We start from the raw sequence: 21,542 nt of genomic DNA, 5'->3' as shown, positions 1-21,542 counted from the left end.
ATGGATAAAATAAGCGCCTTACTTTTTACAGATAAGGCGCTTGTTAAAGATATAATTGAATATTACTTATGGCGATAATTAAGCAACAATATGTGTTCCTGTTTCACCTTTTAAAGCAGAAGCCAATTTTTCTGGTGTTGTGATAATCACTCGTTTTCCGCCTGCGGCTAAAAATGACAAACTCGCTTCTATTTTAGGAAGCATACTGCCTGGAGGAAAATGCCCCTCATGCATATATTGAGTCATTTCTGCCACAGAGGTTTCACCTAACGCTTTTTGTTCTGGTTTACCGAAATGAATACAGACTTTTTCAACACCGGTTGTAATAATCAGAATATCTGCATGCAATTCTTTTGCCAGTAGCGTTGAGGATAGATCTTTGTCAATCACGGCATCAACACTTTGGTAATTTCCTTGCTCATTTTTAATAACTGGAATACCACCGCCCCCTACAGCAATCACAACATAGCCACATTCTGACAATGATTTAATTGCATTGGATTCAATTACATGTTGTGGAATAGGAGAGGCAACAACACGACGATAACCACGGCCAGAGTCTTCAATAAAATGCCATTGAGGGTTTTCTTGTTGTAGTTGCATCATCTCTTGTTCAGAGAAAAATGCACCAATAGGTTTTGTTGGAGAAACAAAATTAGGATCGTTTTTATCTACTTCAACTTGAGTGATAAGGGTGATCGCTTGTTTATTTTGTTGAACACGAAGCTTATTGGTTAACGCTTGTTGTATTAAATAACCAATCCCACCTTGTGTGTCTGCAACACAATTGGCTAATGGCGTTAATGGTAAACCTTCTTGTACATGTGCAACTTCTGCACGGCGTAAATCAAGCCCTACTTGTGGTCCATTACCATGAGTAAGAACAATATTATACCCTTCAGCCACCATATCACTAATATGGGCTGCAACCTCTTGTACTGCTTGTTCTTGATGAGCGATAGACTGGCTAGCATTGTCTTTAATAATACTGTTGCCTCCAATGGCAACAACAACGAGTTCTTTCATGTTTCACTCTCAATTATATTATTGGCAATTAAAGTAGAAATAACTCACCTCTACTCTCAGAGGTTGGGTTAATAGGGTCGCCATATCGCTAACCACTTACCCCATTTTTATCTTTTAATGAGATAAACATTATCGTATTGAACAATATCTATTCATTAATTGCGCAGGATAATAACAGAGAATGTAAATAAAACATCTATTACTCAACATTTCTCTCATTTAATTTTAGTAAATAGAATGAGGTAGAAAGGAAACAAGAGGCGTCATCAAACAGATCGATAACGCCTTATTTAATACAAATAAACGGGATAGTTAGGGCTTTTTCATTTTGCTATTTGAACAATATCAGATTGATAAACATCAGGCATATCGGTAATTAGCATATCAACTCCCCATTGTTCAAAATCTTTCACTTCATCAGGATCATTCGGGGTATAACAATAAATTTCATAGCCTGCTTGTTTGAACAATTGCGCTTGTTCTTGTGTAAGGTATTTGTAATTACAATGCACACTAAAACCATCAATAGCTTTTAATGTTTCTAATGCATTATCGGGGATCTCATCCCACAATTGCCCTCTTCGAATAAAAGGAGAATATCGCTTCATCACAATTAAAGCTTGTGTATCAAAAGAAGAAAATAAAATTTGCTCATTCGGAATATCTGCACTTTTTATCATATCAGAGACGGCTAAACATAAGCGTTCAATATCATCATCGGGCCATGTTTTCAGCTCAATATTGAGTTTTGTGCCTGAACGTTTAATTAACTGTAGTCCTTGTCTTAAAGAGGGAATTTTCTCACCTTGATAAAGTGAACTAAACCAACTTCCTGCATCAAGACGATGTAAATCATCTAAGGTATGAAAACGCACAGCACCTTGCCCATTCGTGCAGCGGTTAACCGTTTTATCATGAATAAGCACAGGAACATGATCTGCCGTTAATTGCACATCCGTCTCAATCCATTCACACCCAAAATCAATCGCCATTTTAAATGCAGCTAACGTATTTTCAGGGGCTTTTCCAGAAAAACCTCGGTGAGCAGCTATCTTCATTTCTCTCTCCTTTTCATTTGTGCCGACATCATGACAACCATTTATGACAGCAATTTGACAGTCACACCATCAATAACTCTTCATTTAATTGTCACCCCTTTGTCATAAATGACATTTAGGGTAATTAGCAAACTAGATTGCACCTTTAACTCTCGATTTAAAAGGAAATACTGCATGTCGATAAAATCAATAACGGGCCTTGCCGTTGCGATGACACTCTTTGCTTCACCTACACACGCAAAAACACAAATTGAATGGTGGCATGCAATGGGAGGTGCGCTTGGTCAGAAAGTTAATCAAATCGCATCTGATTTTAATGCAAGCCAATCTGAATATGAGATCAAGCCTGTTTATAAAGGCACTTATGCTGAAACGATGACCAGTGCAGTAGCTTCGTTTCGTGCTAAAAACCAACCAGCTATTGTGCAAGTCTTTGAAGTCGGTACAGCCAGCATGATGGGAGCTAAAAAGGCCGTTTTTCCGGTTTATCAATTAATGGAAAAAACTAACGAGCCTTTTGATCCAAATAGTTATCTATCTACAGTCACCGGCTATTACACCACCAGCGATGGCAAAATGATGTCACTGCCCTTTAATAGCTCAACACCCGTGCTTTACTACAACAAGGTTCTATTTAAAAAAGCAGGTATAGACCAACCGCCTAAAACATGGAAAGAGATGGAAGTTGTGTCTCAAAAATTACTCGACTCTGGAGTAAAATGTGGCTTTACCACCACATGGCAATCATGGACACAAATAGAAAACTTTGGGGCACGTAATAATTTGCCTGTTGCGACAAAAAATAATGGTTTTGATGGCTTAGATACGACGTTTCTATTTAATAAGGCCCCTTTCGTTGCTCATATTCAACAAATGGCAGATTGGTCTAAATCAGGTATTTTCAAATATGGTGGGCGTCAATCCGACTCAATGCCTCTATTTTATACCCAAGAGTGCGCCATGGTGATGGAATCATCAGCGGGTTTTGCTGGTATTAAAGAGAATATGAAAGGAATTGATATTGGTGTTAGTCAATTACCTTATGACGATACGCTTGTACAAAAACCCGCTAACACCATTATTGGTGGTGCATCGTTATGGGTTATGTCAGGACGTCCCGATGCAGAATATAACGGTGTAGCAAAATTCTTCACCTATCTTTCAAGCCCTGAAGTACAAGCTGATTGGCACCAAGCTACAGGCTATCTTCCTGTAACTAAAGCCGCTTACGCATTGACACAACAACAAGGCTTTTATCAGCAAAATCCAGGGGCTGACACTGCAATATTACAAATGACAACCTCAGAACCGACCACAAACTCCAAAGGATTACGCTTTGGTAATTTCTTGCAAACACGTGAAATTGTTGATGAAGAGTTAGAAAAAGTATGGTCAGGAAAACAGAGCGCTCAGGCCGCATTGGATAATGCAGTCACGCGTGGAAATGAGCAATTACGCCGTTTTGAACGTACTCAATAATCACATTTATCAGGCGAGCTTAACGGCTCGTCTTCTGTTTTTATCGATTTACTGGATACTGTATGGCTTCTCAATCCATTTATTTTAAACAAAAATGGTTACCCCTAGCGCTGATTTTTCCTCAACTGGCTATCACACTTATCTTTTTTATTTGGCCTGCTGGGCAAGCTTTCTTTCAGTCATTTCAATTAGAAGATGCGTTTGGCCTGAGTAGTGAGTTTGTGGGTCTCGAAAACTTTCAGCGTTTATTTAGTAATAGTTACTATTTTGACAGTTTAATCACGACATTGATTTTTAGCACCGGTGTTGTCTTGCTCTCTATGTTATCTGCGCTTGTTTTGGCAGGTATTGCCGAGCAAGTTTTACGAGGCAAACTGTTTTATCGCACGATCTTAATTTCACCCTATGCCATTGCGCCAGTTATCGCGGGTTTTCTTTGGTTATTTATGCTTGATCCCACGATTGGCGTATTAAGCCAATTATTAAAACAGATAGGCATTAATTGGGATCCCGTACTGAATACACATCACGCGATGTGGATGGTGATTTTAACTGCGACATGGAAACAAGTGAGTTATAACTTTTTGTTTTTCCTATCCGCCTTACAATCTGTGCCTAAATCACTATTAGAAGCGGCGGCTATTGATGGCAGTGGACCTATTAAACGCTTTATAACAATAAGTTTTCCACTCATTTCACCGACCACATTTTTCTTACTGGTCGTGAATTTTGCCTACGCCTTTTTTGATACTTTCGCCATTATCCATGCCATGACACAAGGTGGCCCGGGAAGTAGCACATCAACATTAGTGTATAAAGTCTATAACGATGGTTTTGTAGGATTAGATTTAGGCTCTTCAGCCGCACAATCCGTTATCTTAATGTTTATTGTCGCGATATTAACCGTGATCCAGTTTCGTTATGTTGAGAAAAAGGTGGCTTACTGATGGTTGAACGCAGACCTTTATTTCACGCTTTTTGCCACTTTATTCTCATTGTTGGCATTCTTTCTGTCGCATTTCCTGTATGGATAGCGTTTGTTGCTACAACACATCAAAATACTGCATTTGCCACAGGTTCACCGCTTTGGTTCGGTACTGAAGGTTTCGGTATTTTTAAAACGCTATTGTCACAAGCGGGCACAACACAAAATAGTGCGATTTCAATTAATAGCATGTTGTTGAATTCACTAATCATGGCGTTAGTGATCACTATCGGAAAGTTAACAATTTCGATTTTATCAGCCTATGCTGTTGTATTTTTTCGCTTTCCAGGTCGTATGCTAGCCTTTTGGACTATCTTTTTTACATTAATGTTGCCTGTTGAAGTTCGTATTATGCCGACATTTGAGGTTGTTACTAACCTTAATATGCTGAACTCTTATGCAGGATTAACAGTTCCATTAATTGCCAGCGCTACCGCTACTTTTTTATTTCGACAATTCTTTCTTACTATCACCCCAGAGCTTATTGAAGCAGCCCAAATTGATGGCGCGGGCCCAATACGATTCTTTTTCACCATCTTACTTCCTCTTTCACGTACCAATATAGCCGCCTTGTTTGTTATCACATTTATTTATGGCTGGAACCAATATCTTTGGCCAATGCTGATCACTACAGATACCCACTATTACACTATTGTGATGGGTATCAAACAGATGGTTGCGGTTTCCGATGGTGTTATTGAATGGAATAAAATTATGGCAACCACATTAATTGCGATGTTGCCTCCTGTCTTTATCGTCATTCTGATGCAAAGAGCCTTTGTAAAAGGCTTTATTGATACGGAGAAATAACATGACAACCGTCACTCTCAGCGATTTAGAAAAGCGTTACCCAAATGGTCATCAAGCCATTTCAAAATTAAACCTTTCTATTGAGCAAGGCGAAATGGTGGTATTAGTTGGCCCTAGTGGCTGTGGTAAATCGACATTACTGCGCATGATTGCGGGATTAGAAACCATTACACAAGGTGATTTACTTATTGATAATTTTCGTGTTAATGAACACGAACCCAGTGAGCGTGATATCGCCATGGTTTTTCAAAACTATGCCCTTTATCCTCATATGTCGGTTTATAACAACATGGCATATGGCTTGCGTAATCGAAAAACACCAAAAGAAAAGATTGAAGAACTTGTCACAAATGCAGCTCAAATGCTGGAAATCAGCCATTTACTTGATAGAAAACCTAAAGAGCTATCAGGTGGGCAACGACAACGTGTGGCAATGGGCAGAGCCATTGTCCGTAAACCTAAAGTCTTTTTATTTGATGAGCCACTCTCTAACCTTGATGCAAAGTTACGTGTACAAATGCGCCTTGAGATAAAAAAGCTACAACGAAAACTCTCAACGACTTCGATCTACGTTACACACGATCAAGTTGAAGCCATGACATTAGCCGATAAGTTGGTGGTACTAAATCAAGGAAATATAGAGCAAGTGGGTACACCGCTAGATATTTATGAAAGCCCGGCTTCCGTGTTTGTTGCTACTTTTATGGGTTCTCCTGCAATGAATATTTTAGATACTCCCATTAATCATGGTGTGATTGAAGTCGCTGATGGGCACATTGCTGTTTCAGCTCAGCACCTTCCTTATCAAGTGATTAAATTAGGTTTACGCCCTGAACATTTACTTATTAACCACCAGCACCCTATGTTTCATGTGGATGTTGAGTTTATTGAAGCATTAGGTGCTGATGTTTTAATTTACGCCACAACCTGTGATAAACAAAAACAAGCTGTTGTTATTCGCGCACCGAACGATCATGGTGTTAATATTGGTCACAAAATAGGTCTTACTATTCATCCTGAAAACCTACATTTCTTTGATGAGCAAACAGGAAAACGTATTAATCGCCCTTTTATGATCATCAGTGAATTAATGGTTTCATAAAATATTGATATTATTTCTTCATTTTCAGTTTAATCTGAATAGCGATGTATTGAGCATCGCTATTTATTTATAACAAAGCAATAAATATCAAAAATATAAAAATTGTCAGAATTAAACAAATAAAAACCCGTACTAGATACAGTATTATTTTGATATTATTCCAAATAAATAAAAAAACATCACTTACACTTAAAGTAAGTTCAATTAAATGTTTTATATAATATTTATCCAACAAAGCTTATCTTTTTAAACTTAGCTTATCTATTAATTATCTTATTTTTAAGCAAGTTAAAATTATTAATCTGTTTTTTTCTCATGTTAAGGAAAGAAATAATAATACATTTTTGCTGAGAAAAGAAAAAACATATATTGAGATAATATTTTTTCATAAAACACCTATATTGCGCTAATAGATAAGCACTGTTATTCTTCTGCTCGAATTTGATCTGCACTTATATAAACTGCCAAGCAGAAAAGGACTTAATTAAAAAATGAAAATTAAATTACTTGCTACAGTGATGGTATCAGCAGCACTACTCTCTGGTTGTCAAAACCTCAATACCGATATGCTGACTAAATCAGGAACCCAACTTTTCCAAGCAGCAACATTAAGCGATGATGATATCAAAGCACTAACAAATGATGCATGTAAAGAGATGGATGCTCAAAATAAAGTCGCACCAGCCAATAGCACTTACACCAAACGCTTAAATAACATCGCTAAAGCGTTAGGTAGTGAAGTTAACGGCACTCCAGTAAATTACAAAGTTTACATGACTAAAGATGTGAACGCATGGGCTATGGCTAACGGTTGTGTTCGTGTTTACAGTGGTTTAATGGACATGATGACTGATAATGAAGTTGAAGGTGTTTTAGGTCATGAAATGGGTCACGTTGCTTTAGGTCATACCCGTAAAGCAATTCAAGTTGCTCACGCAACCGTTGCAGCACGTACCGCAGCAGCATCAGCGGGTGGCGTTGCAGCACAATTAAGCAGCTCACAATTAGCTGAAATGGGTCAGAAATTAATTAATGCTCAATTCTCACAACATCAAGAAACTGAAGCAGATAATTTCTCTTATGATCTGCTAACAAAACGTGGCGTTAATACAGCAGGGTTAGTTACAGGCTTTGAGAAGCTCGCTAAATTAGGGGGTGGTGATTCAAGTATGTTTGATTCTCACCCACCATCAAAAGAGCGTGCTGATAATATCCGTAATCGCATTGCAGCAGATAAGAAATAATGATCTTGCCCCTATATCTTATGGTATGGGGGTTTTCTTTTCAGGTTTATCGGTTACGAATGACGAAAACGATCCGTAACATCGGTAAAAAAACGTTTAATTGCTTGCCTTTCATGCTGATCATATTGTTCAAATAACGCTGACCATTTTGCTTGAGATTGTTGATGTAATACTCCATGCGCATGAAAAAGCAGCTCTCCTTGAGCGGTTAAAATAAAAAAGATCTCTTTTTGATTGTCTGCCAATTTTATTTTTTCAATCGCACCTTTTTTTTGTAATCGGCTACAAATTTTTGAAACAGCTCCTCGAGTCATTGCCATATATTCACTAATGGTCGTAAGATTTCTCATGCTCTCCTCACCAATACAATGAATAACATGCAATTCCGTGAGTGAATAATTCTCTAACCCCTTCTCTTCTAATACTTTTTTATGCTCCTCATTGACATATTCATCTTTAAGATGCAAAAAATCACTTAACCCTTTTAACAAGTCTTGTGTTGTTACATTCTCTTTTGCCATTTTGTTTCCTTGGAAAAAATTTTAAAAAAATAGTACCAAAAGTATTTACAACAATCAAAATATCGCTATTATCTATTTTGTTTCCATGGAAACAAAATAGATAATAAGAGGCAATAAAATGAAATTATCAATCCGCAGTTTGTTTTATCTCATTTGCTTTAGCGCATTATTAGGCTCTTTAGCACAAAATATTTATACCCCTGTACTTCCCTTGATCCAACAGCAATTTAATACCACGTTATCACTGGTTAATCTGACGGTATCTGCATTTACTTTTGCTATGGCTGTTATGCAACTATTTTATGGTTCGTTGATTGATAAATGGGGAAGAAAACCAATTTTACTCAGTGGATTAGCAATTTCTATTGTGGGCGCATTGGGCTGTGTTTGGTCTGACTCTATTAGCTTATTGATCTTTTGGCGTGTGATCCAAGCTATCGGTATTGCTGCCATTCCCGTGGTTGCGGCAACTATTCTTGGCGATCTTTATCAAGGAAACGATCGCGCAAAAGCAATGGGATCGTATCAAATGCTATTAGCACTAGCGCCTGCTTGTGGCCCTTTATTAGGTGGATATTTAGCGCAACATTATCAATATCAAGGTATTTTTATTTTCTTGGCTGTTATCGGTATCCTATTACTGATCATACATCTCTTTTATTTACCTGAAACACGTCCGGAACAGAAAGAAACTTTTAAAAGCTTATCAGCAATGCAACAAGTGCTTATAGCGCCTGAGGGTAAATCTGTATTTGTCATGAGTTTTATGGTGTTTTATAACTATTTTTGCCTACTGGTTTTCTTACCCTTAATTGCCTTTCATCTCTATCAACTTAACAGTACTGAAATAGGTGGATTATATATGCCTATGTCGATTGCACTTGTCTTAGGTAGCTATCTTTACCGTAGAATTTGCCATCTATTTAGTGCTGAATATGGTGTGATTATTACCTCTTGTATCAATCTGATTATGTTGACGTTATTTGCACTCTTTTGGCAAATATCATTACCTGTCATGCTTGGCTTAACTGTGTTATATGGGCTTTCTTTGGGTTTAACCATGCCAACGCACACTACATTATTAGCAAGTCATTTTGGCTCGATGAGGGCAACTGCAATGGGGATTTATAACTTTATTCGTTATTGTGGAATGGCTACTGGTCCTATGATTTCGGTCTATTTTGTAACTGACAATAACTATGAATATGTCTTTTATTCTTGTGTGATCTTAACGAGTTTGGCATTGTGTTTCACCATTAAGACCTTAATGTCTTCATTAAAAGAAAAAAAACAAACTGCAAACTAACAGGATATTTAATGAAATTAACCATTGAAAAACTGACACAACTCTCTGAACAAGACCGTATTGATTTAGGTAAAATTTGGCAAGATACACGTTATCAATCGGCTCTAGCAAATGAGATCAACAACGAAAATGTACTCTTTGTGGCGAAATTTAATGAGCGATTATTAGCTGCTTGCTGGATTAAATTATCGGGTAAAAAAGCGGTTATTACTGATTTTATGGTCAGAGAAGTAACTCGTCGGCGCGGTGTTGGGCATTATTTATTGACACAATGTTTATCTGCATACCCTGATATTTTTCATTGGCAAGCAATAAGTTTATCCGCAGAAGAAAATGGATATGATGTTGCACATGCTTTTTTAGTACACCATCAATTTAGTCCATCACCACAATCTCATCTTTATATTCTAAATAATTCAAGGTGTAACTAGGTGACAAGTGAACGAGTCGCTAGAAGCATACATAATTATATGATTAATTTGAATGAACGCGGTCAAGAAGTATGACGAATAGCTAAAGCATAAAGTCTAGCCACATTATAAGCCGTCTCACTAAGATTCTTTTGTGCATTATCTAATGCATCTGAAAGTGTGGAAACGCCGGGTACAATAGAAAAAACAGCATCAATCCCGTGTTGGTAAACAACTTCATAATCAGATAAATACCCGCCCACCAATGCAACGACAGGAAGGTGATATTTTTTGGCTAATTTAGCCACTCCGGTAGGTGTTTTACCCTGTGCGGATTGGCTATCCATGCGACCTTCACCGGTTATCACTAAGTCTGCATCTTTCAAATATTTTTCTAATTCAACTGCCTTAGCAACAAGATCTACACCTTGTGACAAAGTAGCTTGAGTAAAGGCAAGTAATGGCAAGGCAAGTCCACCAGCAGCACCACTTCCTGCAATATTGATAAGGTGTCGTTGCGTCATTTTCTCAAGATAAGTGCCAAAATGACGTAAGGCTTTATCAAGTTGCACAATATCGTCTTTGGTTGCTCCTTTTTGAGGACCAAAAATAGCTGATGCTCCTTTTTCTCCACACAACGGGTTTGTTACATCACAAGCAATTTCGATCTCGACTTGCTTAAATTTAGGGTTAAGAGTTGTGATATCAATAGAATGGAGCTGTGTTAATGCTAGCCCACCAAAAGGTAAAGAGGAGCCTAGTTTATCTTTAAGACCAAGACCAAGTGCTTGCATCATGCCTGCACCTGCATCATTTGTAGCACTTCCACCTAATCCCAAAATAATTTTTTTAACTCCCATATCAAGAGCTGCATTAATTAATTCGCCCGTACCATAACTGGTCGTTAAATTGGGGTCACGTTGAGAGGCTGGAATAAGATGAAGGCCCGACGCTTGTGCCATTTCAATCACGGCAGTCGTGTTATCGCCTAAAATACCCCACGTTGCTATCACTTGTTTACCTAAAGGTGAGCAAACTGGCGTAGTAATTAATCGCCCTTGAGTGGCATCAACTAATGATGTGACTGTACCTTCTCCCCCATCAGCCATAGGAATGCAATAGTATTGCGCATCTGGTAAATAGCGTGAAAATCCCTGTTTTATTGCTGTTGCGACTTCTTTCGCACTTAAGCTTTCTTTAAATGAATCAGGGGCGATAACTATTTTCACGTTATATTCTCCAGGCAATAAAAAAGCGATATTTTCATATCGCTTTTATAACATACTCTACTTTATGAGAGCGTGTACATGGTCTGAAATGTGATTAATCTTCAATCGCTAAACGCAATTTCTTCATCGCATTTTTTTCTAATTGGCGAACACGTTCAGCAGATACACCATATTTTGTCGCCAAATCTTGCAATGTCGATTTGTTATCATCATCTAGCCAACGGGCACGAATAATATCTTGGCTACGTTCATCAAGAGTTTCAATTGCTGACGTCAGTTTATCCGTTGCATGATTATCCCAGTTATCTTCCTCAATGCCGTCGGCAAAGTCTGAAGACTTATCTTCTAAGAAGAGTACTGGAGCAATTGGATGTGAATCATCACTATCATCAGCAGTCATATCAAATGCCATATCTTGCGCTGACATTCGTGATTCCATTTCTCGGACATCACTTTCTGACACACCCAATTCTCTTGCGACTAATTCCACTTCATCTTGATTAAACCAACCTAAACGTTTTTTATTTTTTCGCAGATTAAAAAACAGTTTACGTTGAGATTTAGTGGTCGCGACTTTCACGATACGCCAGTTACGTAACACATATTCATGAATTTCTGCCTTGATCCAATGTACGGCAAAAGAGACCAGTCTGACACCCACTTCTGGGTTAAAACGGCGCACCGCTTTCATCAGACCAATATTGCCTTCTTGGATAAGGTCGGCTTGGGGTAAACCATAGCCAGAATAGCTGCGAGCAACATGAATAACGAAGCGCAGATGTGACAGGATAAGCGTTCTTGCCGCATCCAAATCACCCTCGTAATGCAGCCGTTCAGCGAGTTCCTTTTCTTCCTCTGCGGTTAACATCGGATAGGAATTGGCTGCACGTATATACGCTTCGATGCTGCCTTGCGGAACCAATGCTAAGGATTGCATTTCTTTTGTCATTCAAATCCTCATGAAAATCAAATAAATAATTAAGATTATTACTGTAAGGGAAAACAGATGAGCCTTATAAATATAGCTTAAATAGGAAGTCAGTTAAGTTTTTTTACGATGTGTTTTTATCATAACGACTATTTGACCAGCATAAAGATTAAAGGTTCATCTCGCATCTATGTTTACATATCTTTGTACTTTCCCATGCAGAGGCAAACATGATCGTTGGCTTGCCTTAGAAAAGATTGCGAGCATTATTATGCCAGAGACGGGCCGTTGATAAAATGGCTGGGTGACGATATTAACGTAACCCAGCCTGATAAAAAATATCTCTCATGATTTAGAAGAGCAGTATAAAAGTGCTCTAATTCGTTATTCTGGTGTAAATTGACGCAAATGCTGCATTGTCGTCAACCATGCAGCAAGCCAACCGATAGTCATCGCTACGAGTATAAGAATAATTGACTCATCAAATCCTAATCCTGAAATGGAAAAAGAAGTCCCAAATACCGTTGCGGCTTGAGTCACCACATCAGAAAGTTTCCACACTAATAGAGCAGAAAAAATTAGGGCAAACACAGCACCAATAAATCCAAGGATTAATCCCCAATTCAGGAAAGGGCGCATAATAAAACCATCGGTTGCACCAATAAGTTTCATAACATTAATGGTATCGCGACGACTGAAAATATTGAGGCGTACACTGTTACCAATCACCAATAACAGGGCGACAACCATCAATGAACCGATCACCAAAGCAATTTGTCCTACTAATGAAGTCAACGTTGAAAGCCGAGCAAACCAACTATCATCCATTCTAACTTCATCAACACCGGGTATTTTCGTCACGGTATCACGCAAATTCACCATCAATTGTTGATCGCTTGGGTCCATAACAGGAGTCACAATTGCTACCGCAGGCAATGGATTCTCTTCTAACATATCTAATGCACTGCTAAAGCCAGACCAAGAACGGAATTCCACCAGCGAGTCTTGCCGTGAAAGATAGTTCACCTCTCCCACTTTCTCTAAAGCTTCTATTTTTTTGATCGTTGCTTCAGCCAATGAATCATCAAGAGATTTATCAAGATAAACGGTTAGTTGTGGAGTGGGATACCACTGCTCTGCCGCAGTTGAAACATTTTTCCACACAATATAAAAGATGCTAGGTAATGTTAATGAAATGGCGACTACCATTACCGTTAGAAAGGAAGAAAGCGGCTGGCGTAAAAAGTCAGCCATGGTATTACGCCATGCATAACGCCATTGTTCACGTCTTCCCCCTTTTAGCGCCTTGGTTTTTGCGCCTGGCGTTGGCATTGATTTACGGGAACTTTTTGCTTTAGCCATTTTGTCCTCCCACCATTCTGCCTTGCCCTAATGTAAGAATGCGATAATTTCTACGCTCAATCAAAGACATATCATGTGTTGCCATTAACACAGTGACACCTACACGATTAAACTCTTCAAAAAGACGCATTATGCCTTCTGAAAGCTCACCATCAAGGTTGCCCGTTGGTTCATCCGCAAGCAAAACCGTTGGCTTATTCACAACAGCGCGAGCAATACCTACACGCTGTTGTTCACCACCAGAAAGTTGGATCGGATAATTTTTAGCTTTATCCAAAAGCCCCACTTTATCTAAAGCTGCGGAAACTCTGCGTCGAATATCCTCTTCACTTGCGCCAGCAATAATCAGTGGAAGAGAGACATTGTCATAAACCGTTCTATCCATCAATAAATGGTGATCTTGGAAGATCATCCCAATTTGACGACGCAGAAAAGGGATCTCACTATTTTTCAATCTGCTAATATCATGCCCAGCAAACCAAATAGCGCCATCACTAGGACGTTCTATTCCACAAATTAACTTAAGCAATGTACTTTTACCGGCACCAGAGTGACCCGTTAAAAAAGCCATTTCTCCAGGGCGAAGATGGAAATCAACTCCCTGTAATGCTTGTCTTCCACCTAAATAAGCCTTGCTGACGTGTTCGAAGCGGATCATTACAACTACTCCTCGCGGGCAAACAGAGCCTCAATAAAATCGTCGGCCTTAAACGGACGTAGATCTTCAATACCCTCACCTACCCCGATATAACGGATAGGAATACTAAACTGATCAGCAATAGAGAAAATAACCCCCCCCTTTGCTGTACCATCGAGTTTAGTCAATGTTAATCCAGTTAGCCCAACTGTTTCATTAAAGAGTTTAGCCTGACTAACTGCATTTTGTCCGGTACTTGCATCTAACGTCAGCATCACTTCATGTGGTGCTTCTTCGTCTAATTTCTTCATAACACGAACGATTTTTTTCAGCTCTTCCATTAAATGGGATTTATTCTGCAATCGTCCTGCGGTATCCGCAATAAGAACATCGACACCTTTTGCCTGTGCTGATTGGATCGCATCAAAAATCACTGATGCAGGATCAGCGCCGGTATGTTGTGCAACAACCGGAATATTATTGCGCTCACCCCAAACTTGTAACTGTTCAACAGCCGCAGCACGGAAAGTATCACCAGCTGCTAACATGACAGATTTACCTTCAGCTTGATATTGTCGCGCTAATTTCCCGATTGTGGTTGTCTTACCCACACCATTAACTCCGACCATTAAAATAACAAAAGGTTTTTTACCTTCAATATTTAATGGCTTATCAACTTTCGTTAAGATCTCGCCCATCTCTTCACGTAATTTGCCGTAAAGGGCTTCAGCATCTTTAAGATCTTTATGTGTTGCGTGTTTGGTCAGGCTGGTGATGATTTTAGTCGTGGTTTCCATTCCCACATCAGCGATTAAGAGTTGCTCTTCTAACTCTTCAAAAAGCTCATCATCAATTTTCTTACCACGAAATAAACCAAGAAATCCTGAACCTAAGTTCTGGCGAGTTTTCAGCAAGCCTTTTTTCAGTCGGCTAAAAAAACCTTCTCTTTTAGGTTTTTCTTGCTCAACAACTTTATCTGCAAGCACTTCTTCGCGTAAAGATTCAATATCTTCTGCTTCTGCTTGTGCAATAGCGAGACGTTCGTTTTCTTCTTCTTGCGCAAGGCGTTGAGCTTGTGCTTCTTGAGCTAGACGCTCTTGTTCGATACGTTGTGCTTCTAAACGCTCTTGCTCTGCTTTCAGCTCTGCTTGGCGCTGGGCTTCTTCTTGCGCAAGGCGTTGAGCTTCAGCTTCTTGAGCTAGACGCTCTTGTTCGATACGTTGTGCTTCTAAACGCTCTTGCTCTGCTTTCAGCTCTGCTTGGCGCTGGGCTTCTTCTTGCGCAAGGCGTTGAGCTTGTGCTTCTTGAGCTAGACGCTCTTGTTCGATACGTTGCGCTTCTAAACGCTCTTGCTCTGCTTTCAGCTCAGCTTGGCGCTGGGCTTCTTCTTGCGCAAGGCGTTGAGTTTCAGCTTCTTGAGCTAGACGCTCTTGTTCGATACGTTGCGCTTCTAAACGCTCTTGCTCTGCTTTCAGCTCTGCTTGGCGCTGGGCTTCTTCTTGCGCAAGGCATTGAGTTTCAGCTTCTTGAGCTAGACGCTCTTGTTCGATACGTTGCGCTTCTAAACGCTCTTGCTCTGCTTTCAGCTCTGCTTGGCGCTGGGCTTCTTCTTGCGCAAGGCGTTGAGCTTCGGCTTCTTGAGCTAGACGCTCTTGTTCGATACGTTGCGCTTCTAAACGCTCTTGCTCTGCTTGGCGCTGGGCTTCGGCTTCTTGCGCAAGGCGTTGAGCTTGTGCCTCTTGAACCAGACGTGCTTGTTCTGCATGCTCAGCTTCTAGACGCACTTGTTCTGCATCTATTTCTGCTTGGCGTTGTGCTTTTTCTTGTGCTAAACGTTGTTTTTCGGCTTCCTGTGCCAATCTATCTTGCACAACACGTTGCGCTTCTTGGCGTTCTACTTCTAAACGTTCTTGCTCCGCTTTTAGTTCTGCTTGGCGAACAGCTTCTTCTTGTGCTTCTTTTGCCAAACGTTCTTTTTCTAAACGCTCTTCTTCTAAGCGTTGCTGTTCTTTCTCTTGCTCAATATTTTCTTCTTTGTTACGCCCAAAACCGAGCCACGAGAAAAAACCTTTTTTTTCTTTTGCCATTAGCTACTAAACTCCTCGCACTAAATCATGGCGCGATTACATTGACGATATTGAAAATAATAATGAAGTCTATCATTTGATCATGGATAAACGCATCTTTTATACGAATTTTATGGTAAATTATTCCGGATTAAATCAAGGGAAGTCATCAAGATATGAATAGACACATATCCCTTATTCAAAAAGACACTCCAGAAATCACGTTTAAACGATATAAATCAAAATAATATGGCCAAAAAACCACAAAAAGCCCCAATGGGACAAATTAGAATAATTGGGGGTAAATGGCGTGGTCGTAAACTTCCTGTTCTCGATAGTCAAGGATTACGACCAACAACCGATAGAGTGAAAGAAACGCTCTTTAATTGGCTTATGCCCATCATCCAAGATGCTCGCTGTCTCGACTGCTTTGCAGGTAGTGGTGGCTTGGGAATTGAGGCCCTTTCTCGCTATGCTCGTGAAACGACTTTTATCGAATATGAGCGCCCTGTTGCTCAACAAATTACTGCAAATTTAGCCTTACTAAATGCTGATAATGGACATGTTATTCAAGACAGCGCATTATCCTTTCTCGCAAAACAAGGCACACCTTATAATGTGGTTTTTTTAGATCCTCCTTTTCATAAAGGCATGTTGTCTGACACTGTCCAATTATTAGAAAATAACGGTTGGTTAGCACAAGATTGCTATATTTATATTGAGGAAGAAGTTAAAGCACAGACTTATACACTGCCAATCCATTGGACATTGCATAGAGAGAAGATCGCTGGGCAAGTTGCGTATCGCCTTTATATTCGCAGTTTATCTGCTTAATTTTTTATGGAGTTGTTATGTTAATCTTTTTTGGCCGACTTTTAATGGTCGGCGTTTGGGGCTTTCTATTTTTAAATATTATTTCCCCTTTTCCTAAGCCATTAAAATACTTTATGGATATTGCATTGATTTTTATGGTAATTATGCATGGTTTACAAATTGTCATGTATAAAGCAGGTCAACCTAAAGATCAAAAACCTTCCACTGGATTACAATTTCGTATTTTCTTCTTTGGTATTTTTGAATTATTAAAAATACAAAAAGAGCTACGAAAAGAATACGAAGAAAAACAGAAAAATAAAACGAAACAATAACTATTATCTTCGTATATCCTCGCAATTATCTGGGGTTCCCATCAACCCCAGAGGTTGCCAATCTTATAAACACTTTCGCTTATTTATTATTTTGCTCATCGATTGGCATATCTGTTTCAAACTGTACAAAACGACTGCCTTGCATAAACAAACGTCCTTTCATTTCAGGTTCGATATTTTGATAAGATGATTTATCAATATTCAAGACCAAATCTTTACGTTCATCAGTGGTTAAACGAAAGGTCACTTGATAATAATAAGTTGTTTCTGGTCCATTCACATCATTTTCTCTTGAGCGTCGTTCATTTGCCACAATTTCTTTTTTATCAATGACTTCAACCATATAAAGTTTTACAGGTGAGTTATCGTCACTTATTCGTTGTTTTCGCTGTTCAAAAAAACGATAAGCTGCCGATGCGATAATAATGATCAGTACTGCAATACCGATAATCGCTGCTTTATTCATTACATTAATTCCTATCGTTATATAGATTAAAAAGCAGTGTGCTTTATATTATTTTAATAAGTCTGTCAGTTTCGTCATTAACCGCTATTCTTAAATTAAGCTTTCTGTTATGAATAATAAAACAGTTCTGAATATAAGGAAGATATTATGAGTTGGCCTTTTCTCGCAGTATTATTCTCAGGATGGCTTTATATTGATGCAGCATATCGTGGGCCGAATTGGCAACGATGGTTATTCCGTCCTATCACGCTACTTCTTTTATTACTTTGGGCATGGCAAGTTCCTGAACACAATATTAATAGTTACCTGATTGTCGGTGCGTTATTAGCAACACTACTTTCTGATGTCCTAAGAATATTTGATGGTAAGTATTTACTACCGTCTTTCGCATTGATTTTTCTAAGCTACATACTTTACATGGTGAGTTTTTTACTACCATTACAGCTCTCGTTTTATCTTCCTTTACTTGGATTCGTTATTCTTGCTTTCATTATCATTCTAGCTATTGTTTGGACTAAACTCGATAAATTAGCTATTCCAGCCTCTCTAACTTTATTAGCTGCATTTGCTATGTTTTGGGTTGCTGGTGAAAAATTATTCTACTTAAGCAATGATTACAACTTATCAGTGATGATCGGATCATTATTGTTAGTGATTGCTTACTCAATATGGCTAATCAACCGCTTCCGCTTCTCATTTTCAGCTTCGAAAGGGCTTGTCAGTGCCTGTTATTTTATTGGGCATTTCTTTATTGTTAGAGCCTTATTCCTTTAGTTTTCATCAACCCCTTGATTTAAATCTTTAAATCAAGGGGTTAGATTTCTAATTTAATTCGCACTTTTTGCCAATTATTTTCTGTCACATACCTTGACTCTGGACTCTACTCCAAGCTGTAAAGTATTTATCAAATAAATGTCTTTAGAACTTTACTTCGTTGAACAAGGAGAGCCAGTTATGACTAAACATGCTCATCAACACGATAATCATAAACATACCGATGCTTGTTGCTCAAGTTCTCAATGCTGTTCAGGCCACTCAGAGAATAGTACGCACTCACATACTGAAAGCGGACATTCTCATACCAAGATAGATAAAAGTGATCCTGAATGCGAGGATGAGCATCACCACGGACACTCCCACGAACATGATCATAGCCATGATGGGCATAACCATGCTCATGAAAGCTGTGATATCAACGCCCCTGTTTCTAACATTGAGCCAGAAAAAATTGCACAACAACGCTTTAGCTGGAAAGTACAAGGAATGGATTGCCCAAGTTGTGCTCAAAAAATTGAAACCGCAGCACTCAAAGTCACAGGTGTAAAACAAGCAAAAGTGCTTTTTGCCACTGAAAAACTGGTTGTTGATGCGGATAGTGATTTACGTGCTGATGTCATTGCTGCAATTAACAGTGCAGGCTTTGAGCTTTTTGACCTCTCCTCACCCCAATCTCAAAAAGTCGCTAAACAAAGCTTCTTAAAAGAAAGTTCATTTGTCATTGTCTTGGCGCTTTTAATGGCGATTAGCTGGGGTACTGAATTTATTGATCCTCAAGCAGGTCGCGCAGCCTTTATTGCAACAACCTTAATTGGTTTATTCCCCATAGTGAAAAAGTCCTTACAACTTATTCGCAGTGGCACACCATTTGCTATCGAAACATTAATGAGCGTTGCCGCAATTGGTGCGCTATTTATTAATGCTACCGAAGAAGCAGCAATGGTTATTTTGCTGTTTATGATTGGCGAAATGTTAGAGTCTTACGCCGCAGGCCGTGCTCGTCGTGGTGTAAGTGCATTAATGGCGCTAGTGCCAGAAGAAGCAATATTAGTCAAAGACGGCCAAAAACAAACAGTTCCTGTTGCGCAACTTCGCCCTGGCGATATTATCGAAATTGCCCCAGGTTCACGTTTGCCAACGGATGCAGAATTAGTCAGTGCATTTGCAAGTTTTGATGAAAGTGCATTAACGGGTGAATCCGTACCAGTAGAGCGTTTACAAGGCGAAAAAGTGGCTGCTGGTTGTTTATCTGTTGATAGATCCGTCCAAATGAAAGTGGTATCTGAACAAGGGCAAAATGCTATCGACCGTATTTTGCAATTGATTGAAGAAGCTGAAGAGCGCAGAGCCCCAATTGAACGCTTTATTGACCGCTTTAGCCGTTACTATACACCTGCGATTATGCTGTTCTCTGCGCTGGTTATTATTGTTCCACCACTGTTGTTCTCACAACCTTGGGAAACATGGATTTATCGTGGCTTAACGCTATTACTGATTGGTTGTCCTTGTGCTTTAGTTATATCAACACCCGCTGCAATCACTTCAGCATTAGCGGCAGCAACTAAACGTGGAGCATTGATCAAAGGTGGCGCGGCATTAGAACAATTAGGGACAGTTAATACTGTCGCACTAGATAAAACTGGCACATTAACAGAAGGGAAACCTCAAGTTACTGATGTTGTGGCTGAAACAGGGTTTAATGAAAAAGATATCCTAACTTTTGCATCATCCGTAGAAATTGGCTCTCATCACCCATTAGCAAAAGCTATTATCAATAAGGCGCAAGAAAACGGTGTACTTGTTGTTGAAGCTGAAGATCGCAAAGCTTTAGCGGGCAAAGGAATTGAAGGTTATTTAAATAGCCAACATATTCTAGTGAGTGCGCCTTCGCAGTTATCAGAAGCCACGTCACTCTCTTCTCAGTGGCAACAAGAAGTTGCACGTCTTGAAGACGAAGGCAAAACCGTTGTTGTCGTATTAAAAGAGAGTCAGCTTATTGGTGTTATTGCAATGCAAGATACCTTACGCAATGATGCTGTCGAATCAATGAAGTTATTGAAAGAGATGAATATCAATGCCGTAATGCTAACGGGTGATAATCCAAGAGCAGCCGCGGCTATTGCGAAAAAACTAGGTATGGATTTCCGAGCAGGATTACTACCTGAAGATAAAGTCACTTCAGTAATGGAAATCAGCAAAACACATAACACCATGATGGTGGGCGATGGTATCAATGACGCACCCGCAATGAAGGCGGCAACCATTGGTGTCGCAATGGGAAGCGGTACTGACGTTGCACTTGAAACTGCTGATGCTGCCTTGACGCATAACCGTTTAACGGGCTTGCCTGAAATTATTAAGCTATCTCGTGCTACTCGTAAAATTATTCGTGAAAATATTACAATAGCACTAGGCTTAAAAGCTATATTCTTAGTGACAAGCTTATTAGGTATCACAGGGCTTTGGGTTGCAGTTCTTGCTGACTCCGGCGCAACAGCACTGGTTACTGCCAATGCGGTAAGGCTGTTAAGAGTAAAAATTAACGCCTCACATAAAGAGTAAACACGCTAAAACAACAAAACCCAAACCTCAGTTAATCTGGGATTTGGGTTATTTTTTAGCGCAAAGATAAGCAATATTTACAGCATAAATTACAAATTGCTCTCTTTCTTACGAATAAGATAACGGTAAGGCGCAGATTGTGTCTCTTGATTTAATAAATCATGTTCCATAAAACGGCAAAAGCCGGGAATATCACGCACCGTGGCAGGATCATCAGCAATCACTAATAGCGTCTCGCCTAATGCCATATTTCTTATGGTTTTACGCACTAACATCACAGGCTCAGGGCAACGTAGTCCTAGCGTATCTAATGTTTTAGTTGCATCGTCAAATTGAGCATTCATTCTATTAACCATTTTTCTTACACTGACAGATGCCATTATTATATCTCTCTTTCGTGTTCACATCACGGCACATTAAACGCAA

Annotated in this window: 21 protein-coding genes; 11 read left to right on the top strand and 10 right to left on the bottom strand. The window is 39.3% G+C overall.

The window, feature by feature from the left end:
• Positions 1 to 78: 78 nt before the first annotated feature.
• The gene (locus tag GTH24_RS02435) at positions 79 to 1,026 is read right to left on the bottom strand and encodes a carbamate kinase family protein (RefSeq protein ID WP_115350551.1); all 948 of its coding nucleotides are present in this window, start codon (positions 1,024 to 1,026) and stop codon (positions 79 to 81) included.
• Positions 1,027 to 1,349: 323 nt separating this feature from the next.
• Positions 1,350 to 2,084 (bottom strand): glycerophosphoryl diester phosphodiesterase, encoded by a 735-nt coding sequence (locus tag GTH24_RS02430; protein ID WP_072069801.1) that lies wholly within the window; start codon positions 2,082 to 2,084, stop codon positions 1,350 to 1,352.
• Between the two features lie 174 nt (positions 2,085 to 2,258).
• On the opposite strand from GTH24_RS02430, the gene ugpB reads away from it, so the two are divergent.
• The 5 genes from ugpB (at position 2,259) to GTH24_RS02405 (ending at position 7,704) form a co-directional block, all read left to right on the top strand.
• Positions 2,259 to 3,563, top strand: coding sequence for a sn-glycerol-3-phosphate ABC transporter substrate-binding protein UgpB (gene ugpB, locus GTH24_RS02425; RefSeq protein ID WP_115350552.1), 1,305 nt, complete (start codon positions 2,259 to 2,261; stop codon positions 3,561 to 3,563).
• A 62-nt stretch (positions 3,564 to 3,625) separates the two neighbouring features.
• On the top strand, positions 3,626 to 4,510 hold the full coding sequence (ugpA, locus tag GTH24_RS02420) for a sn-glycerol-3-phosphate ABC transporter permease UgpA (RefSeq protein ID WP_164525909.1): 885 nt from the start codon (positions 3,626 to 3,628) through the stop codon (positions 4,508 to 4,510).
• Complete coding sequence (gene ugpE / locus GTH24_RS02415) at positions 4,510 to 5,358, top strand: sn-glycerol-3-phosphate ABC transporter permease UgpE (RefSeq protein WP_164525908.1); 849 nt, start codon at positions 4,510 to 4,512, stop codon at positions 5,356 to 5,358. Before ugpA ends, ugpE begins: the two co-directional genes overlap by 1 nt.
• A 1-nt stretch (position 5,359) precedes the next feature.
• Entirely contained in the window at positions 5,360 to 6,460 is a 1,101-nt protein-coding gene (gene ugpC / locus GTH24_RS02410) for a sn-glycerol-3-phosphate ABC transporter ATP-binding protein UgpC (RefSeq protein WP_072069805.1), read from the top strand.
• Between the two features lie 491 nt (positions 6,461 to 6,951).
• Positions 6,952 to 7,704, top strand: a complete 753-nt coding sequence (locus tag GTH24_RS02405; RefSeq protein ID WP_072069806.1) for a M48 family metallopeptidase — start codon at positions 6,952 to 6,954, stop codon at positions 7,702 to 7,704.
• Between the two features lie 53 nt (positions 7,705 to 7,757).
• Here the strand turns inward: GTH24_RS02405 and GTH24_RS02400 are convergent, their stop codons facing one another.
• The gene (locus GTH24_RS02400; protein WP_072069807.1) at positions 7,758 to 8,225 is read right to left on the bottom strand and encodes a MarR family winged helix-turn-helix transcriptional regulator; all 468 of its coding nucleotides are present in this window, start codon (positions 8,223 to 8,225) and stop codon (positions 7,758 to 7,760) included.
• A gap of 118 nt (positions 8,226 to 8,343) precedes the next feature.
• On the opposite strand from GTH24_RS02400, the gene GTH24_RS02395 reads away from it, so the two are divergent.
• A complete protein-coding gene (locus GTH24_RS02395; protein WP_164525907.1) occupies positions 8,344 to 9,531 on the top strand; it encodes an MFS transporter in 1,188 nt (395 codons plus the stop codon).
• 11 nt (positions 9,532 to 9,542) lie between these two features.
• Entirely contained in the window at positions 9,543 to 9,962 is a 420-nt protein-coding gene (panM, locus tag GTH24_RS02390; protein WP_072069809.1) for an aspartate 1-decarboxylase autocleavage activator PanM, read from the top strand.
• A 62-nt stretch (positions 9,963 to 10,024) separates the two neighbouring features.
• Here the strand turns inward: panM and GTH24_RS02385 are convergent, their stop codons facing one another.
• From GTH24_RS02385 to ftsY, 5 genes are all read right to left on the bottom strand, one after another.
• Positions 10,025 to 11,170: a glycerate kinase gene (locus tag GTH24_RS02385; RefSeq protein WP_072069810.1), complete on the bottom strand. Its 1,146-nt coding sequence runs from the start codon at positions 11,168 to 11,170 to the stop codon at positions 10,025 to 10,027.
• Between the two features lie 94 nt (positions 11,171 to 11,264).
• A complete protein-coding gene (rpoH, locus tag GTH24_RS02380; protein ID WP_072069811.1) occupies positions 11,265 to 12,119 on the bottom strand; it encodes an RNA polymerase sigma factor RpoH in 855 nt (284 codons plus the stop codon).
• Between the two features lie 363 nt (positions 12,120 to 12,482).
• Positions 12,483 to 13,460, bottom strand: a complete 978-nt coding sequence (gene ftsX / locus GTH24_RS02375) for a permease-like cell division protein FtsX (RefSeq protein ID WP_072069812.1) — start codon at positions 13,458 to 13,460, stop codon at positions 12,483 to 12,485.
• Complete coding sequence (gene ftsE / locus GTH24_RS02370; protein WP_023583735.1) at positions 13,453 to 14,118, bottom strand: cell division ATP-binding protein FtsE; 666 nt, start codon at positions 14,116 to 14,118, stop codon at positions 13,453 to 13,455. Before ftsE ends, ftsX begins: the two co-directional genes overlap by 8 nt.
• Positions 14,119 to 14,123: 5 nt before the next feature.
• Positions 14,124 to 16,184 (bottom strand): signal recognition particle-docking protein FtsY, encoded by a 2,061-nt coding sequence (ftsY, locus tag GTH24_RS02365; protein ID WP_164525906.1) that lies wholly within the window; start codon positions 16,182 to 16,184, stop codon positions 14,124 to 14,126.
• Positions 16,185 to 16,412: 228 nt separating this feature from the next.
• On the opposite strand from ftsY, the gene rsmD reads away from it, so the two are divergent.
• Together rsmD and GTH24_RS02355 are read left to right on the top strand one after the other, a co-directional pair.
• Positions 16,413 to 16,997 carry a 16S rRNA (guanine(966)-N(2))-methyltransferase gene (gene rsmD / locus GTH24_RS02360; RefSeq protein ID WP_072069813.1) on the top strand — a complete coding sequence of 195 codons (585 nt, stop codon included), beginning with the start codon at positions 16,413 to 16,415 and terminating at the stop codon, positions 16,995 to 16,997.
• Positions 16,998 to 17,014: 17 nt separating this feature from the next.
• A complete protein-coding gene (locus GTH24_RS02355) occupies positions 17,015 to 17,311 on the top strand; it encodes a DUF1145 family protein (protein ID WP_072069814.1) in 297 nt (98 codons plus the stop codon).
• Positions 17,312 to 17,390: 79 nt separating this feature from the next.
• Here the strand turns inward: GTH24_RS02355 and GTH24_RS02350 are convergent, their stop codons facing one another.
• Entirely contained in the window at positions 17,391 to 17,777 is a 387-nt protein-coding gene (locus GTH24_RS02350) for a DUF2500 family protein (protein WP_072069815.1), read from the bottom strand.
• A gap of 147 nt (positions 17,778 to 17,924) precedes the next feature.
• Between GTH24_RS02350 and GTH24_RS02345 the strand changes: the two genes are divergently transcribed.
• Both GTH24_RS02345 and GTH24_RS02340 read left to right on the top strand, forming a co-directional pair.
• On the top strand, positions 17,925 to 18,551 hold the full coding sequence (locus GTH24_RS02345) for a lysoplasmalogenase (RefSeq protein ID WP_164525905.1): 627 nt from the start codon (positions 17,925 to 17,927) through the stop codon (positions 18,549 to 18,551).
• A gap of 180 nt (positions 18,552 to 18,731) precedes the next feature.
• The gene (locus GTH24_RS02340) at positions 18,732 to 21,116 is read left to right on the top strand and encodes a zinc/cadmium/mercury/lead-transporting ATPase (protein ID WP_164525904.1); all 2,385 of its coding nucleotides are present in this window, start codon (positions 18,732 to 18,734) and stop codon (positions 21,114 to 21,116) included.
• Between the two features lie 89 nt (positions 21,117 to 21,205).
• On the opposite strand, the gene tusA is transcribed toward GTH24_RS02340, so the two are convergent.
• Complete coding sequence (gene tusA, locus GTH24_RS02335; RefSeq protein WP_036933135.1) at positions 21,206 to 21,460, bottom strand: sulfurtransferase TusA; 255 nt, start codon at positions 21,458 to 21,460, stop codon at positions 21,206 to 21,208.
• Positions 21,461 to 21,542: the final 82 nt, after the last annotated feature.

This window comes from Proteus vulgaris, from assembly GCF_011045815.1.
GTDB lineage: Bacteria > Pseudomonadota > Gammaproteobacteria > Enterobacterales > Enterobacteriaceae > Proteus > Proteus vulgaris_B.
Note: the sequence above shows the minus strand (reverse complement) of the source record. Positions and strands in the feature narration are given on the sequence as shown.